The 16113-nt window shown below is 73.0% G+C and carries 13 protein-coding genes; 4 read left to right on the plus strand and 9 right to left on the minus strand.

Annotated features, from left to right (window positions below):
- Nucleotides 1–169: 169 nt before the first annotated feature.
- A complete protein-coding gene (locus ACFP3R_RS17065; RefSeq protein ID WP_380637196.1) occupies nucleotides 170–2257 on the plus strand; it encodes a hypothetical protein in 2088 nt (695 codons plus the stop codon).
- A gap of 73 nt (nucleotides 2258–2330) precedes the next feature.
- Here ACFP3R_RS17065 and ACFP3R_RS17070 read toward each other — a convergent pair whose 3' ends face one another.
- Complete coding sequence (locus ACFP3R_RS17070; RefSeq protein ID WP_380637197.1) at nucleotides 2331–3377, minus strand: polysaccharide deacetylase family protein; 1047 nt, start codon at nucleotides 3375–3377, stop codon at nucleotides 2331–2333.
- 149 nt (nucleotides 3378–3526) lie between these two features.
- Between ACFP3R_RS17070 and ACFP3R_RS17075 the strand changes: the two genes are divergently transcribed.
- Entirely contained in the window at nucleotides 3527–5083 is a 1557-nt protein-coding gene (locus tag ACFP3R_RS17075) for a putative glycoside hydrolase (RefSeq protein WP_380637198.1), read from the plus strand.
- Nucleotides 5080–5880, plus strand: coding sequence for a DUF3152 domain-containing protein (locus ACFP3R_RS17080; protein ID WP_380637199.1), 801 nt, complete (start codon nucleotides 5080–5082; stop codon nucleotides 5878–5880). Before ACFP3R_RS17075 ends, ACFP3R_RS17080 begins: the two co-directional genes overlap by 4 nt.
- 335 nt (nucleotides 5881–6215) lie before the next feature.
- Here the strand turns inward: ACFP3R_RS17080 and ACFP3R_RS17085 are convergent, their stop codons facing one another.
- The 6 genes from ACFP3R_RS17085 to ACFP3R_RS17110 form a co-directional block, all read right to left on the minus strand.
- Nucleotides 6216–6344: a hypothetical protein gene (locus tag ACFP3R_RS17085; RefSeq protein WP_380637200.1), complete on the minus strand. Its 129-nt coding sequence runs from the start codon at nucleotides 6342–6344 to the stop codon at nucleotides 6216–6218.
- 366 nt (nucleotides 6345–6710) lie between these two features.
- Nucleotides 6711–8309 carry a CATRA conflict system CASPASE/TPR repeat-associated protein gene (locus tag ACFP3R_RS17090; protein WP_380637201.1) on the minus strand — a complete coding sequence of 533 codons (1599 nt, stop codon included), beginning with the start codon at nucleotides 8307–8309 and terminating at the stop codon, nucleotides 6711–6713.
- 10 nt (nucleotides 8310–8319) lie between these two features.
- Complete coding sequence (locus ACFP3R_RS17095) at nucleotides 8320–8628, minus strand: CATRA system-associated protein (RefSeq protein WP_380637202.1); 309 nt, start codon at nucleotides 8626–8628, stop codon at nucleotides 8320–8322.
- Nucleotides 8629–8686: 58 nt separating this feature from the next.
- Nucleotides 8687–11605, minus strand: coding sequence for a CHAT domain-containing protein (locus ACFP3R_RS17100; RefSeq protein ID WP_380637203.1), 2919 nt, complete (start codon nucleotides 11603–11605; stop codon nucleotides 8687–8689).
- A gap of 141 nt (nucleotides 11606–11746) precedes the next feature.
- Nucleotides 11747–12292 (minus strand): GNAT family N-acetyltransferase, encoded by a 546-nt coding sequence (locus tag ACFP3R_RS17105; protein ID WP_380637204.1) that lies wholly within the window; start codon nucleotides 12290–12292, stop codon nucleotides 11747–11749.
- Entirely contained in the window at nucleotides 12289–13098 is an 810-nt protein-coding gene (locus tag ACFP3R_RS17110) for a class I SAM-dependent methyltransferase (RefSeq protein ID WP_380637205.1), read from the minus strand. The genes ACFP3R_RS17105 and ACFP3R_RS17110 overlap by 4 nt, the downstream gene beginning before the upstream one ends.
- 53 nt (nucleotides 13099–13151) lie before the next feature.
- Between ACFP3R_RS17110 and ACFP3R_RS17115 the strand changes: the two genes are divergently transcribed.
- Nucleotides 13152–13745 carry a TetR/AcrR family transcriptional regulator gene (locus tag ACFP3R_RS17115; RefSeq protein WP_380637206.1) on the plus strand — a complete coding sequence of 198 codons (594 nt, stop codon included), beginning with the start codon at nucleotides 13152–13154 and terminating at the stop codon, nucleotides 13743–13745.
- A 113-nt stretch (nucleotides 13746–13858) separates the two neighbouring features.
- Here ACFP3R_RS17115 and ACFP3R_RS17120 read toward each other — a convergent pair whose 3' ends face one another.
- Both ACFP3R_RS17120 and ACFP3R_RS17125 read right to left on the minus strand, forming a co-directional pair.
- Nucleotides 13859–15235 carry a GH1 family beta-glucosidase gene (locus tag ACFP3R_RS17120; RefSeq protein ID WP_380637207.1) on the minus strand — a complete coding sequence of 459 codons (1377 nt, stop codon included), beginning with the start codon at nucleotides 15233–15235 and terminating at the stop codon, nucleotides 13859–13861.
- On the minus strand, nucleotides 15232–16113 hold the full coding sequence (locus ACFP3R_RS17125; RefSeq protein ID WP_380637208.1) for a carbohydrate ABC transporter permease: 882 nt from the start codon (nucleotides 16111–16113) through the stop codon (nucleotides 15232–15234). Before ACFP3R_RS17125 ends, ACFP3R_RS17120 begins: the two co-directional genes overlap by 4 nt.

The following is a 16113-nucleotide window of genomic DNA, read 5'->3' on the forward strand; positions in this document are numbered from 1 at the left end:
ACCTCGGCGGGGTCGGGGGTGACGTGGCACGCGTCGGCACGTCCCGGACCTGCGTTGATCCACTGTGGACGGCCTGTGAGCACGGGCGGAAGGCGCGCTGCTCCCGGGGTGGCCGGGTCCGCGTAGAGTGCGGGCGGTCCCGCGCAGTACCTGCCTGGAGGGCGTCCTGATGTTCCGACGTGCCGCGCCGAAGGAGGCCGCTCCGCCCGTGGAGCCCGTGCCCGTGGTCGAGCCCGAGCCCCTGCCCCAACCCCCTCCCCCGCCGCCGGCGCCCGAGCGGTTCTCGGCCTCGTTCGCCGGGGCGACGCTGGTGGTGGGGCCGCCCGGCGGTCCCGGCCAGCAGGCGGTGGCGCTGGCCCGGTCCCTGCCGGTGGACCGGGGGCGGACGGTGGTCGTGGTGGACCCGCCGCACGGTGACGAGGTGGCGTTCTGGCCGGTGGTGGCGGCGGCGTTGCAGGGCCGGGGTCCGGTGCGGCTGATGACGTCGTACTCGGGGTCGATGCGGCCGACGGCGCCCGCGCAGTGGCTGTCGGAGCAGGTGCAGGCCGAGGTGGTGGCGCCGGACGGCGCGGTGACCACGGTGCCGGGTGCGGCGTTCGTGGTGGGCAACGGCGGGTACGGGTGCTGGCTGCGGTTCGTGCCGGGGTCGTCGCCGGTGCCGATGGGCCGGCGGTTCCCGGTGCCGCAGTGGGAGGCGGTGGACCCGAACGCGCCGTGGCCGACGGGCGAGGTGGGGGTGTCCGAGCCGATCCCGGCGGGGCTGTGGCTGCGGGCGCAGCGGGCGCCGTTCGACCCGCAGGCGCCGGAGGTCCGGGCGGTGCTGGGGCTGCCGTGCCGGGACAACGTGCTGACCGTGGTGGTCGGCGGGCCCGGTCAGCCGCCGATCCCGGTGGAGGAGGTGGGCCGGCTGCTGGGCGGGCTGTCGTCGGCGGCGCGGTCGCGGGTGCGGCTGGTCTGGTACGGCGCCGAGCACCAGGCGCAGGCGGTGGCCGACCAGCTGGGCGAGCCGATCTCGCTGTACACGGGCCTGCCGGTGGGGTCGCTGCGCACCGGGGCGGCCGTGGTGGCGGTGAACCCGCGGGGTCAGCAGACGTGGCGGCCGTACGTGACGGAGGTGCGGCACTCGCCGGGCGGGCCGCCGGTGGTGTCGGGCTACCGGGTGCCGGTGGCGGGGCTGGTCGAGCGCGGTCCGGGGATCTTCGACCTGGGTGGCGGGGTGTACCTGGAGGTGGTCCCGTCGGGTTTGTGGGTGCGGGACGCGGAGGACATCAGCGCCGAGGTGCGGGCGCTGCCGGTGGACCCGGAGTGGGCGCGGCTGACGGTGGGCACGCCGGGCCGCACGACCGCGGGCGCGGTGGCGGTGGCGGGCGCGTCGCTGGTGGAGCGGCTGGAGCCGGAGGTGCGCCGGCTGCTGAAGGTGGTGTTCTGCGACCCGACGCCGCCGGTGCGGCCGCCGGTGGCGGAGGAGGCCGCGGTGGACCCGGTGGCGGAGGTTCCCGAGCCGGACGCGGTGGAGTCGCCGGTGCCGATCAGCGTGGACGGGCCGCTCCAGCCGCCGCCCGCGCCGGTGTGGGGTGAGCAGCTGGGCGACGAGGTGGTGCCCGCGGACCACCGCAGCACCGAGCCGGAGCGGGACGCGCTGCGCCGGATGCTGGGCGAGCGGTACGGGGAGCACGCGGCGGTGGCGTGCCGGCACATCGTGTCGCGACCGGAGGACCCGGAGGCGTTCGAGGCGGTGGTGACGGACCTGGCCGCGGTGTCGGCGTGCCTCCAGCAGGACGAGGAGATCCTGGTCGAGGCGTTGCGGACCGGGAAGCTGGGCCGGTTGTGGCCGTACGCGGCGTCGGTGGTGTCGGGCCTGCGGCGGTTGCCGGTGCACCAGGGGGTCACGGTGTGCTGGGGCGAGGCGCACCGGTACCGGACCGGGGACGTGCTGGTGGAGCACGGCCTGCTGAGCACGGTGGCGGGGCCCGCGGTGCCGGTCGACGGGCGGGTGGAGTTCCTGCTGTGGTCGATGACCGGGCGGCGGGTGTCGGTGGTGGACTCGTTCGGCAGCCTGGTGCAGGAGCGGGTGGTGTTCCCGCCGGGGACGGCGTTCAAGGTGCTGGCGGTGGTCGAGGCGGAGGAGTCGGCGGCGATGCAGGTGATGGCGCAGGAGGTGGTGGGGCGCCACCACGAGCTGCCGCCGGGGGTGCTGGGGACCCTGGAGCGGGCCGCGATGGCGCTGCGCAACCACGCCCGCGCGACGGCGGGCTAGCGGGGTCGGGCCGGGCTGCCCGACCCCGGGCCACCCGGCCCGACCGCCGCGCGAGCCGGGCGGCCCGACCCGCTCAGTAGGCGTTGGCCCGGTCGGCGAACCCCGGCGCCAGGACCGCCCCCCGCGCCGCCGGGTAGGAGATCCGCTCCGGGTCGCCGTCCGAGGTGTAGCGGCTCGCCGGGGCGGCGGCCAGCTTGTCCAGCCACGCCGTCGAGCCGTACTCCGCCTCGTGGCCCGCGGCGTCCTGGGACCGGATGCGGGGCGTGTTGAGCGGGTCGAAGTCGGTCGAGTGGGGTGACGGCGCCGGGTTCGCGCCGACCAGCAGGACGCACGCGTGGTCGTACGACGCGCCGGCCGCCGTGCCGCGGCGGGCGAGCTCCCCGTTCGCGGGCACCGCGCCGAACGGCAGCGCCAGGCTGGTCACCCGGTGGTCGGGCAGGGCGCGCTGGATCTCGCGCTGCCCCAGCGCGATCGCCTCCAGCACCTGCGGGTCGCCCGCCGAGGCCAGGTTGGTGTGGTGCAGGGTGTGGTTGCCGATCTCGAACCCGTGGTCGCGCAGCCACGGCAGCACGCCCGCGCCGTCGGCCGAGCCGAACGGGGCGGCGTTGACGTACAGGCTCGCCACCGGGCGGAAGCCGGGGTGGCGGGCGGCGACGTCGAGCAGGATGGCGACCGCGGTGCCCGGCGCGGGCCCGCCGTCGGGGCCGAGCGCGAACTGGGTGGGGTCGCCGTCGTCGAAGGTCAGCACGACCGGGTGCCTGCCGGCGGGGATGTCGATCCGGCCGGTGGCGTACTCGGTGGTCGTCACCGGCACGTAGCCCTCGGTGGCCAGCCGGTCCAGCTCGGCCCGGAACGCCGCGGGGGTGCGGTCGTAGACCGACTCGGTCCGCTCGACGATCCGGTGGTACATCAGGATGGGCACTTGGCCGAGCTCGTCGGCGCCCACCGCAGCCGGGTCGGGGGCGGCGGACGAGGGGGCGGCGGCCGGGCGCGCGGAGGACGCCGGCGCGGCGACGGGCTGGAGCGCCGGCTCGGGTTCCCCGCCGCACGACCAGCAGGTGGCGGCGACGATCGCGAGCACGGTGGCGGTGGTCCTGGACGACCGGGGTGCGCTGTTCACCCGTCGATCGTGACCCGTGCCGGGCTGCCGGATGGACTTGTGCACACGTTCGTATGAGGTCTGGTTTGGGGGTGGGTGGGGTCGGCTAGTCGCTGGTGGTCCGTGCCGTGCCGAGAGCGGAGCTGCCGATGCCGGATTCACCCCGAAAGATGAAGCGCTTCCTCATACCGGCCGTCGGTGTCGTGGTCCTGCTGCTGGTCGCCGGGGTGGTGACGACGATCGTGCACTCCCGGGGCGTCGGTCTGGCGGTCACCGACCTGGACGACGGCGCCGTGGTCACCCCTTCGGGTGTCGAGCGCGTGTCCATCACCACTGCGGACCCCGGTGAGCTGCACCGTGTCAGCGTGCAGGTGGACGGGCGCCCCGTGGAGGCGCGACGCGAGGACGGGCGGATGACGCTGGCCGGGGTCGACCTGGCGGAGGGCGAGCACACGCTGTCGGTGCGCGCGGCCAACCCGCTGCCGTGGCTGCCGGACGTCTCGGCGGAGCGCCGGTTCTCCGTCGACGCCACCCCGCCCGCGCTCGCCGTCGAGTCGGCCGGGGCCGAGTCGCTGCGCGGCCCGGTCACGGTGCGCGGCACCGCCGAGGGCGCGGAGACGGTGACGGTCGGGGACCAGCGGGTCCGGGTCGCCGACGGCAGGTTCGAGGTGTCGCTGGCGAGCGTGCCCGCGCAGGTGCGCGTCACGGCCGACGACGCCGCCGGCAACAGCCGGCAGCAGGAGGTGCCGGTGAGGGTCACCCACCCCGGGATGCGCGCGGTGCACATGAGCGCCGCCGCGTGGGCGACCCCGTCGCTGCGCGACCCGGTGCTGGCGATGGCCCGCGAGGGCCGCATCGACACCGTCCAGCTCGACATCAAGGACGAGAGCGGCGAGATCGGCTACCAGTCGCAGGTGCCGCTGGCCCGCGAGATCGGCGCGACCCGCGACTACTACGACGCCCGCGCGGTGCTCGACGAGCTGCACGCGGCGGACGTGCGGGTGGTCGGCCGCCTGGTGGCGTTCCGCGACCCGGTCCTGGGCAGGGCGTCGTGGCAGGCGGGCGCGCGCGACCGGCTCGCCCAGAGCACCTCCGGCGCGCCCTGGTCGGCGCACTACGGCGAGTACGCGTTCACCAACTTCGCGAACAAGGAGGTCCGCGACTACAACACCGCCATCGCGAAGGAGGCCGCCGAGCTGGGCTTCGACGACGTGCTGTACGACTACGTGCGCCGCCCGGACGGCCCGATGGGGCAGATGTCGTTCCCCGGCCTGACCGGCACCCCCGAGCAGTCCATAGTGGACTTCCTGCGGGACAACCGGGCGGTGCTGCGGCCGCTGGGGACCTACCTGGGCGCGTCGGTGTTCGGCATCGCCGCGAACAGCGGCACCGACATCGCCCAGGACATCCCGGCCATCTCGGCGCAGGTGGACTACGTCGCGCCGATGGTCTACCCGTCGCACTGGGGTCCCGGCGAGTACGGCGTGGACGACCCGGACCGCAAGCCGTACGACATCGTGAAGGCGTCGGTCGAGCACTTCGTGCGGCTGACCGAGGGCACCGGGGCCACCGTCGTGCCGTGGCTCCAGGCGTTCTCCCTCGGCCACCACTACGGGCCGGGTGAGATCCAGGCCCAGGTCGTGGCCTCGCGGGACGTGGGCGCGCCGTCGTTCCTGCTGTGGAACGCGGCCTGCACCTACGGCTCGGCCGGGTTGGAGCCGGCGTGAGGGTCCAGCCGTTCGTGCCCTACCTGACCGGGGTGTGCCTGGCCGCGACCGCGCTGCTGGCGCTCGAACTCCACCAGGGGGAGCGGCCGACCGCCGGCGAACCGGCGGCGCAGGTCCCGCCGCCGTCGAGGGCGGTGGCGGGGGCCCGGTCGGCGGCGCCCGCCGCGGAGCCCCAGCGGTTCCGCACCGACGCCGACCTGCCCGCCGGCCCGCCCGTGCCCCAGCGCGGCGCGGGCACCTGGCGGGTGGTGCCGGGGACCTTCGGCACCACCGGGACGCCGTACTCGGTGGAGGTGGAGGACGGGGTCGTGCCGCCGCGGGGCGACGCGCCGTTCGCCGCCGTGGTCGACCACGCGCTGGCCCACCCGCGCGGCTGGCGCTCGGCCGGGCACGCGTTCCGCCGGGTCGACGCCTCCGGTTCGCCGCAGCTGCGCATCCGGCTGACCTCGCAGGACACCGCGCGGGCGCTGTGCGGCTTCGAGCTGCCCTACGACACCTCGTGCCGGATCGGGTCGAGCGTGTACCTGAGCGCGGCGCGGTGGCTGCGCGGCGCGCACGCGTTCACCGGGAACCTGCGCGGCTACCGGACCTACGCGGTGAACCACGAGGTCGGGCACTTCCTCGGGCACGGGCACGAGACGTGCCCGGTCGACGGCGCGCCCGCGCCGGTGATGATGCAGCAGACGTTCAGCACGGCCAACGACGAGCTGGCCGCGATCACCTCGGGCACCGACCAGGGCGTGGCGATCACCCCGGACGGTCGGACGTGCGCGCCGAACCCGTGGCCGGCCCGCTGAGCCGCCCGGCGTCCCCGAACGCGGTCAGGTCGCCCACCGGGACAGCCGGCAGCACTCGGTCGCGTTCGGAACCGGCCCAGCCACTCCGGCCTCGGCACGCGCGGGAACGCCGCACGGACCGCAGGCGGGCCACCGACAGCGATGGCCCGGTCGGTCACGGGCAGCGCGTCACCCCGCGCGGTTTCGGGTGCGGTGGTCGTTCGGACGCAGCGTGACCGGTTCGTCGGTGAGCTCTGCGGGGAACGCAGCGGAGTCTCAACCCGAGCCACCACCAGCGCCCGACCGAGGCGGCGCAGGGGAGCCCGCCCTCCGGGACAGGCGCGGACCGGCTTCGATCACCAGCTGTTGAGCCGGAAGGTCACCGGTTGCGGGGCCGTCGACCTGTCCATGCACGTGGGGCAGGAGCCCATCGCCACCTCGAACGTGCGGGCGATACTGCCCAGCAGGCCGTTGGCCCGCGGCACGACATGTCCCGCCGCCGCATACGCGCAGTCCCGACAGACGTGCTGGTCACAGGTACCGCAGACGCGCACGGGCAGTGCGGGGCCGGTCGAACCACAGTGGTCGCACTGGACCAACAATTCGAAGTGGATGGCCACGGCTCTCCAGGGTTCGGGTCGAATTGGTGTACCGATCAGGTCCACCCTGGCCCGGATACCGGGTTCCCACAGGACTGGATTTCAATTCTCACCGGCTCACGACGCGGCCACACCGCAATTGTGCGCACGCCGGACAGGTGTGCCTGGTTCGTGATGATTCTCTTTTCAAAATCAAAACACGACAACTCGTACCCGTGGGACGACTCGGGTTCACCCGGTGCAACGTCATTGTCACCGCAGGTGCGTCCCGTCCTGGTCGAGGTCGTCGGGATCCCGGTCCTCGCCCCGCGGATCGAGCCACAGCCAGCCCTTTGCGTAGAACGTCTTGACGGCCACCTCGACCGGGAGGAAGCTCGCCGGATCGGTTCCCCGCGCGCCCTCCTCGACCACGTAGCCGTGCAACCGGTCGGAGACGATCACCGCGAGGTCGGTCACGGGATTGGACCGGATCGCCCCTCGGAGCGGTTCGCTGTCCAGCAGGCGCCCCAGGCTGGTGGCGACCTTGCCGCCGAAACCGAGCGCGGTCGTCGTCACCGGTCCGACGTCGACCGCCATGCGCAACCGGAGGCGATCCCGGTGGACGGTGTTGTCGAGCCGGAGCTGTTCCGCCATCGCGCGCAGCAGAGCGGGCAGGGCGCGTTGGACATCGACCCCGCTCGGGAGGAACATCATCAGGCCGTCACCGGTCCCGCTGCTGTCCACTTCAGACAGGTCGAGGTCCAGGTCGGACAGCGCCGCGCGAACCAGGTCGGAAATCCGGCTCTGCACCCGTTCCCCCGCCGGTGTCGTCCGCGAGCTGTAGTCGACGGCATCGAGCGCGAACCCCATGCGCAGGGTCTTCACCCCCGAGCGCGGTGCGCTCGGCGTCCGAGGGGCGGGCACACCCGCCCCGACGTCCTTGACCAGTTCGAGCGCCCGGTCGAGCCGCTGGATCGACGCGTCCAGCCCGGTCAGGAACCAGTCGGTCAACCCGTCGTCACCGGGTAGCGGCTCGGGTTCCAGCGCGGCCATGTTCGCGTGCGTCACCTCGACGGACGTCCTCATGCGCTCAAGCCGGTGGCGTGCTGCGCGCAGCGCGACCTCATTCCGGTGCAACCGGTGCGGAGCAGGCTCGGCTCCTGAGTACAGGGCCTCGACGTGCGCGATCGCCCGGTCGTGGAGATCCGCGATCGCGGGCTCGTCGCGCCGCCACACACCGATGTGGTGCCTGAGCACGGCGGCCTGGAGCAGGTAACGCGCGAGCCTCGGCATCTCCGGCTTCCCGCGGCTCCACGTCCACGCGGTCAGTTCGGCGTCCTCGTGCACGTCGGCGAGCACGACCACGTCCCGCACCTCGGCGGGCCCGGCCTCCGGTTCCCACAGCAGGAAGCCGCGGCGCCGGTGCCAGTGGACGACGTCCCGCACCCGTTCGGGCAGCGCGGCACGTGCGTTCCCGGCCGGCCGCTTGCCCTGGTGGACGCGCACCACCCCGAGTGCGAACCTCGTGTCGTCACGGGCGATCTCGTCCCAGATCGCGTCGAACTCGATCCAGCCCGGCGGCGCCGTGCCGTGCGGTCGCCGGCAGGCCGTCGACGAGATGATCACGGACAGGTTCGCCGCGTCCGTCGTGCGCCGGAGGACCACCTGGGTGTTCACAGCTCCGTCCTGCGCGGCGGCCAGCGCGCCTTCCGGTGCGGAGGCGATGTCGACGGGCGGCCTGGTCGGCAGCCCCAGGCGGGGCACGGGTGCGGTGGTCCCGAGGATGTGCCGGCACCGGTCCCAGATGCGGTTCAGCCCCGCGAGCGCGTTGGTGCCGTTCTTCCCGCGCAGCGTTGCGAAGACGTGGACCACGAGTTCCTGCTCACCTGGAGGTGCGTGGTCCATCACCGGGCTCCGCGGTGATCGAGTCGAGGATTTCCGCCCGTTGTTCCCGCACCCGGTCCGGAGGACCGACGATCTCCTCCTCGCCCAGGTTGGGGCTCATGTCCGGGGAGAGCAGTTCGAGCGCCACGGTGGCCGCGACCACGGCCCTCGTGTCATCGGCGCGGAACGCCGTCGCCAGATCACGGAGCGAGACCGACACCTCGGCCCACGAGCGCCGGTGCAGCTTCCACCTCGGGATGTCGGTCAGCACGTCCAGCGCTTCCGTGATGGCTTCCGACCTGACCACGTCTTCTCCGTTCCGCCCGTGCGCCCGCCTGTTCACCGCAGGTTGCGCCAAGACCCGCTCAACGACCGCTGTGCATCAGCGCTGCCCATATCTCCGGTTTGTCCGGGTACCTGTCCCGCAGTTCCACGCAGGCGAGGCGCAGAGCTTCAGCGTAGGTGCGGTCGTCCAGGTAGCGGTAGAACGCCGCTGCGGCTCGTGCCGCGGGAACGTCCTTGAGCGGCCAGGAAGACGCCACGACCCCGGCGAAGCCGGCGAGTTGGAACACCGACGCCGTGGTGATCGCGGTATCGGAGTGCCGCAGGCCGGCGGCTGCGGTGTCGCACGCCGAGAGGTAGGCGAAATCCGCGTGGGGCAGGTGAAGATCCACGATGTCGGTCAACGGCAACCGGGCACCGTCCGCCAGCCGCAGACCGCTCCGCGAGGGGATCGTCAGGTCGACCTCCGCGTGGCACGCGAAGTGCACCCGGCCGGCGGCGGGCAGTGCGGCGAGGACGCGGCCCGGTGTGGCGTCGCCGTCGACGAGGGGTGCCAGGCCGGGGGTGCTCGCGTGCAGCTCCAGCGCGTACCTCGTGGACCTCGGCAGATCCGACAGGTCGCCGGCTCCGGCGACCGCGACGACGAGCTGGGCGTGGTGCCCGGTAGGTGAGGTCTTCGTCGCGAGTGCGCTCAAGGTCGGCGTGTAGGAGGAGACAACGGCCTCCAGCAGCCCGGGTCGCCCCTCGGGTGCCGCGGCGTGGATCGGGAGCATGCCCATCAAACCGAGCGGGAGCCACCACACACGAGGCAGCGCGACAGCCGGCAGGTGGGGCAGCAGCGGCTCCGCCACGGTGGTCCACAACCAGTCGAGCACACGCGACAGGGGCAGCTGCGCCGTGAGGTCGTCGTCCTCGCCCGTGGTGACCAGACGGATGCCGAAGGCGCAGAGCGTGGTCTCATCGTGGTGGAGGTCGGGAAGGGCGACGACGCGCGGCGGCGCTCCGGCCGTCAACACGATCGCGTCGCCGCGGTACGTGGCCGAGTTCACCAGGACCACCGCCTCGTCGGCGGCGAGTTCCGGCCACTCGTCCTCGAACCGGAGGAAGTTCTCGTGGCCGGGAACCTCCCTGATCCGGTTGACCACCTCGTCGTACTCGTCCCGCCAGCGGCGACGAGTACGCGCGCTACCCGTGGTACCGCCGCGCAGCACCGCCGACCGATCGCGGAACTGCTGGGCCAGGGCGGGGTGCCGGTGCTCCAGGAGGTCCAGTCCCCCGGGATCTCCCCGTTCGTTCATGACGCCGGCCAACAGGAGAGCGCGACCCCGCTGGACCGCTCGAACCGCTCCTGCCGCGTCTCCCGCGGCGCAGTGCGCGGCCACCGCCTCGGAAACGAGGTCGTGGTGGCCGCCGAAGCGGTGTTCCTGGTCGGGCCAATCGCTCTCCCGGGGCGCCACGCCCGGGAGCAGTTCGATCGCCTCGTCGAGGAGCGTCACGGCGATGCGGTGCTCCCCGAGTCCCGCGGCGAGGAGCGCGAGCTGCTGACGCGTCCGGACCTGGTGCATCGGTGCTGCCGACGCGCAGCGGTGAAGCCGGTCGACGAGATCGTGGAGCATCTCGCGAATTCCCCGGCGGTCGCTCAGGGCCAGCCACTCGTGGAGGCACTCGGCCACCCGCGCGATCCGCTGGGCCGTGTCCGGGTGGTCCGGCTTGCTCGACTCCATCGACTTGACAGCGGCACGACTGGCCGCGAGCAGGTCTTCGCGGGATGTCGACGACTGGTACCGCGTCAACAGGGCCGTTGCCTCGTTGTGCAGGCCGACGGCACGCCGCTCGCCGCTCGTGGCGGCACCCACAGCGCTGCGGAAAGCCTTTATCGCATCGTCGATGTCACCGGACCGCTGGTTTTGGATGAACCTCTTCTTGAGCATCAGCCCGCCCAGGTTCAGCGCAGCCGAACGCTCATCACCGGCAGCGCTGCGAAGCGCACGGTTGATCAGCTCGAACGTACTCTTCTCCAGCGCCTCGTCCTCGACGCGACCCAACTTGGTCTGGCACGACGTCGCCAGGTTGATGAGCGCCCCGACGATGCCGGGATGTCCGGGGGGATAAGACCTCAGGGCTTGCTCGTGGAAGTCCACCGCGGCGTCGAGATCGGAGAGAACTCCTGTGTGCAGGTACATCAAATGGCGGCAACCTGCCATCATGGAGCACAGTTGGGCCCGGTCGACGTGGAACTCCGGAAGGCCCCTCATGGATTCGGAGAACAGGTCGAGAGCTTGATCGAGTTCGTTCAGCTGCCCCGTCTCCGCGAAAAGCTTGGTCTTGAGAACGGCGACGTTCGCGAGCAATCGGTCGCGCGACATAGCCGACCCCGGATGATGGGCCTCCAGTGCTCGACCGGTGAGCGCATGCGCGGTGACCAGGTCTTCCACCAGGAAAGTGAGGTCATACCTCGCCTCGTGGGCCGCACTGAGCTGGAGGAGGGCCAGGGGTTGGTCGGAGAAGATCGCCCGTGCGTTCGACCCGAGCATGGTCATCGCATCGGAGATGTCCCTGTCGTCCTTGTTCTTGAGGTAACGGCCGATCAACGCGTTGCCCAGCTTCGAGAACACCAGCCTGCGCCCATCAGGGTCACCGGCCAGAAGCGTCAAAGCCGTTCTTCCCGCCTCGACCGCACGATCGAGGTGATCCATGTCGTCCGTCGCCACGTACGTGCTCATCAGGAAGTACGCCTGGCAAAGGCCCATCGACGCGTAACCCCTGAGGCGGTCGTCCTCCGGCAGGTCCGCAGAGAGCAGCCGGATGGCGGTCCTCAGCACGTCGACGACGTTCCCGGCTTCGACGCCGATCCCTGTGTCGACGGCGTTCAACAGCAGCAGGGCGTTGTCGACGCTCCGGGTCGCTTCGTCCGGATCGGTCATCTTGATCCCCCGTAGCGGTGCGCGAAGTCGCCTGCGGTACCGAGCGGCAAAATTGCGGATTTCGTCCACAACGTCCACGACACCTGCACGCGGCCGTTTTCCCGCTCACCTCACCGTGATCGAGTACACGCCGGTGGGCGTTACACCGCCTCTGGTGGCGTGATCGCGCGCTGAACCGCATCTCCGCAATACGGCGGGCTTCGTCCTCGGGAACGCGCCTCAGATTCCCCGCCGCCACCGGACCTCGCCGTCGTGCCGCTCGTCGGTGGGCGCGAGCCCGACCGCGGCGGCGACGGCGGCCGACGCGCGGTGGTCGGGGTGGACGTGGGCGACGACGGTCCGCACGCCCCGCCGGCCGAGCAGGTCGACGAGGCCCCGGGCCGCCTCGGTCGCGATGCCGCGCCCCTGCCAGGGCGTCCCCACCACCCAGGCGACCTCGGCGAGCGGACCGGTGACCGTGGCCTGGACGGTGCCCGTCAGGCAGCCCTCCGCCCGGAACCGGACCACCCAGTTCAGCCAGGAGACGGCGGGGTCCGGCGAGCCCTCGGCCAACCGCCGGTAGCGCGACCGCAGGGCTTCCGGGGTGGCCGGGGTCCCGCCGGTGTGGGTGTGCAGGGCCGGGTCGGCCAGCACGGCGGCCATCTCCTCGGCGTGCGCCACGCGCAGCGGCAGCAGGTCGAGCCGTTCGGTGCGGATCTCCTCGGTGCGGATCTCCCCAGCACGGATCTCCCCAGCACGGATCTCCCCAGCTCCGGGGGCGCTCACGCGGCGCCGGTCCGCGCCGCCGTGACCACGACGGTGGAGCAGCGCACCGCGACGCTGCCGCCCACCGCGTCGATGGCGGCCCCGATGCCCTCCAGCACCCGCGCCAGCACCTCGGCCGGGAGCCGGGTGTGCAGGCCGGTCGTGGGCAGCAGGTCCAACCACTCGGCGCGGGTGCGGGTCCGCTCCCCCTCGAACCGCCACCGCTCCGGCTCGTCGAACGCGCCCGCCGCCCGCACCCCGTCGGCCGCCCGGTCGCACATCAGCTCGTAGCCCTCCGGGCCGGCCGCCCCCGGTCGGCGGACGACGGGCGAGTCCGGCAGCACCCGCCGGTAGACGGCGGTGAACGCCTCGGTCGCCTCGGGCGACGGGTGCTCGACGTTCCAGAACACGGCCAGCCGGCCGCCGGGCCGCAGGACCCGCGCCGCCTTCGCCGCCCCGGCGACCGGGTCGACCCAGTGCCACGCCTGCCCGGAGACCACGGCGTCGAACACCCGGCCGGCGGGGTCCCAGTCCTCGAACGCGGCCACCTCGACCTCGTGCCCGCGCCGCCGCGCCCACCCGGCCATCCGCGGGTCGACGTCGACGCCGAGCACCCGGCTGCCGGCCGCCTCGAACTGCCGGGCCGCGATGCCGGTGCCGATACCGACGTCGAGCACGTCGGGGCCGGGTGCGGTGGCGACGATCGCGGCCACCGCGGCGTCGGGGTAGCGGGGGCGGGCCCGGTCGTAGCGCTCGGGGTCCACGCCGAACGATCCGGCCACGTCCTTGAGCTGGTGCAGTTCGGGTAACGTCTGTTCAGTGGGCATCCGCCCACTATGAGTGGGCAAGCGCCCACTCGTCAACCGGGAAAGGGGTCGCGGTGCCGACCGGCGTAGCCATCCGGGACGTGCGCGAGCAGCTGTTCGACGCCGCCGAGCGCATCCTGCTGCGGGCCGGGCCGAGCGCGTTGACCAGCCGGGCCGTCACCACCGAGGCGGGCTGCGCCAAGGGCGTGCTGCACCGGCACTTCGAGGACTTCGACGCCTTCCTGGCCGCGTTCGTGCTCGACCGCGTCGACCGCTTGGACGCCCGCGCCGCCGCCCTGGTGGGGTCCGCCGGGGCCGGGACCGTCGTCGACAACCTGACCGACGCGCTGAGCGCGCTGTTCGGGTCGGTGGCGGTGGCGATCGTCGCCCTGGTGAGCTTCCGGGACGACCTGCGCGCCCGGCTGCGGCGGACGTGGCCGGCCGGCGTCCCGGTGCTCACCGAGGCCGTCGCCGTGATCGACGCCTACCTCACCGCGGAGCGCGACCTCGGCCGCGTCTCGGCCGACGCCGACGTGGCGCTCCTCGCGCCCACCCTCATCGGGACCGGGCACCTGCTGTTCGCCGACCGCGGGGCCGCCCCGCCGGAGCGGGAGGCCGTGCGCAGGGTGGTCGCCTCGGTCGTCGCCGGCGTCCTGCGCGAGGGGTGAGCGCCGGCCGGGGCGAACCCGGACAGGAGTGAACCCGGACAGGAGTGAACCCGGACAGGGGCGAACGCCACCGCCGTGCGGGACGCGCCTCCCGCACGACGGCAGCCCGCGGGTCATCCCGCCGCGCCGCCCGAACGGGCGTGCTGCTCGGCGACCAGGTCCCGGTACCAGTGGAAGCTCGCCCGGGGCGTGCGGACCAGCGTCTCGTAGTCCACGTGCACCAGCCCGAACCGGGGCTTGTACCCGTGCGCCCACTCGAAGTTGTCCAGGAACGACCACACGAAGTACCCGCGCAGGTCGATCCCGGCGTCGATCGCCGCGCGCGCCGCGTCCAGGTGGTCGCGCAGGAAGTCCACGCGCTCCTGGTCGACGAACCCGGGCCGGTCCGGGAACACGCCGCCGTTCTCGGTGATGTAGACCGGCGGCAGGTCCGGGTAGCGCTCCTTGAGCCCCACCAGGGTGTCGGTCAGGCCGAACGGCTCGACCGGCCAGCCCATCGCGCTGCGCGGCACGTCGGGCAGCCGGGTGGTGTCGATGCCGATGTCGATCGACGTCCGGGTGGCCGGGTCCGGGTCGCGGTGCGGCGCGTCGGCCACGTGCTGCCGGTAGTAGTAGTTGATGCCCACGTAGTCCAGCGGCTGGGAGATCACGCCCAGGTCGCCGTCGAGCCGGAACGAGGCGTCGGTGACCCCGGCGAAGGTCTCCAGGTAGTCGTCGGGGTAGCGGGTGGAGAACAGCGGGTCGGTGAACTGGCGCCGCAGCAGCAGGTCGTGCCGCCGCGCCGCCGCCACGTCCGCCGCCGACGAGCTGACCGGCACCGACGGCGACTGGTTCAGCACGATGCCGAACTCGTGGTCGGGCCGCCGGGACCGCATCTCCCGCACCGCCAGCCCGTGCGCCACCAGCAGGTGGTGCGCGGCGGCCAGCGAACCGTGGCCCTCGCGGGCGCCCGGCGCGTGCCTGCCCTCGCCGTAACCGACGATCGAGGACACGTACGGCTCGTTGAACGTGGTCCACCTCGACACCAGGTCGCCCAGCGCGTCCTGCACCACCAGCGCGTAGTCGACGAACCGAAGCGCGGTGTCGCGGACCCGCCAGCCGCCCTTCTCCTCCAGCGCCTGCGGCAGGTCCCAGTGGTAGAGGGTGAGGAACGGCTCGATCTCCCGCTCCAGCAGCGCCTCGCACAGCCGCCGGTAGAAGTCCAGGCCCCGCTGCTCGACCCGGCCCTCACCGGTGGGCATCACCCGCGACCAGGCCACGGAGAAGCGGTAGGCGTCCACGCCCAGCTCGCCGAGCAGCGCCACGTCCTCGGGCATCCGGTGGTAGTGGTCGCACGCCACCGCGCCGGTGTCACCGCCCGCGACCGCGCCCGGCACCGCGCCGAACGCGTCCCAGATGGACGGTCCCCTCCCGTCGGCGTCGACCGCGCCCTCGATCTGGTACGACGACGTGGCGACGCCCCAGCGGAAACCCAGGGGGAAGTCGGTCATCCCTTCAACGCTCCTTGCATGATGCCGCCGACGATCTGCCGGCCGAACAGGAGGAACACCGCGAGCACCGGCAGGGTGCCGATGGTCGCCGCGGTGAGCACGAGGGTGTAGTCGGTGGTGTAGCCGCTGGCCAGGGTCGACAGCGCGGTCTGCACGGTCGGGTTCTCCGGCGTCAGCACCACCAGGGGCCAGAAGAAGTCGTTCCACGCCTGCATGAAGGTGAACAGCCCGAGCACGGCGGCGGCCGGGCGCGCCGCGGGCAGCACGACGTGCCAGTACAGCCGGATCGAGCTGCACCCGTCCATCCGCCCCGCCTCCAGCAGCTCGTCGGGCACGGCCCGCTCGAAGTACTGGCGCATGAAGAACACGCCGAACGCGGTGACCAGGCCGGGCACGATGACCGCGTGGATCTCCCCCGCCCAGCCGAAGTCGCTCATCATCATGTAGAGCGGGATGACGCCCAGCTCCGTGGGCACCGCCTGGGTGGCGACGACCAGGAGCATGAGCGCGGACCGGCCGCGGAAGCGGAGCTTGGCGAAGGCGAACCCGGCGAGGGTGGAGAAGAACACCACGGACAGGGTGATCGTCCCGGACACCACGATCGAGTTCCACAGCGCCAGCGCGAAGTCCGACTGGTCGAACACCCGCGCGATGTTGTCGAACAGGTGGCCGCCGGGCACCAGCACCGGCGGCACGCTGTCCACCTTGTCCGGTGTCTGCGAGGACACCACCAGGGACCAGTACACCGGGAACGCCGAGCCGGCGAGCACCGCGATCAGGGCCGCGTAGGTCCAGGGTCCGGGCAGCCGCACCGCGCGCCGCCGCCGCTTCCCGGACGGGGCCCCGGCCGGGGCGGGCCGTTCGAGCACGCTGGTCAT

The organism is Saccharothrix lopnurensis, from assembly GCF_042658445.1.
Classification (GTDB): Bacteria; Actinomycetota; Actinomycetes; order Mycobacteriales; family Pseudonocardiaceae; genus Actinosynnema; species Actinosynnema lopnurensis.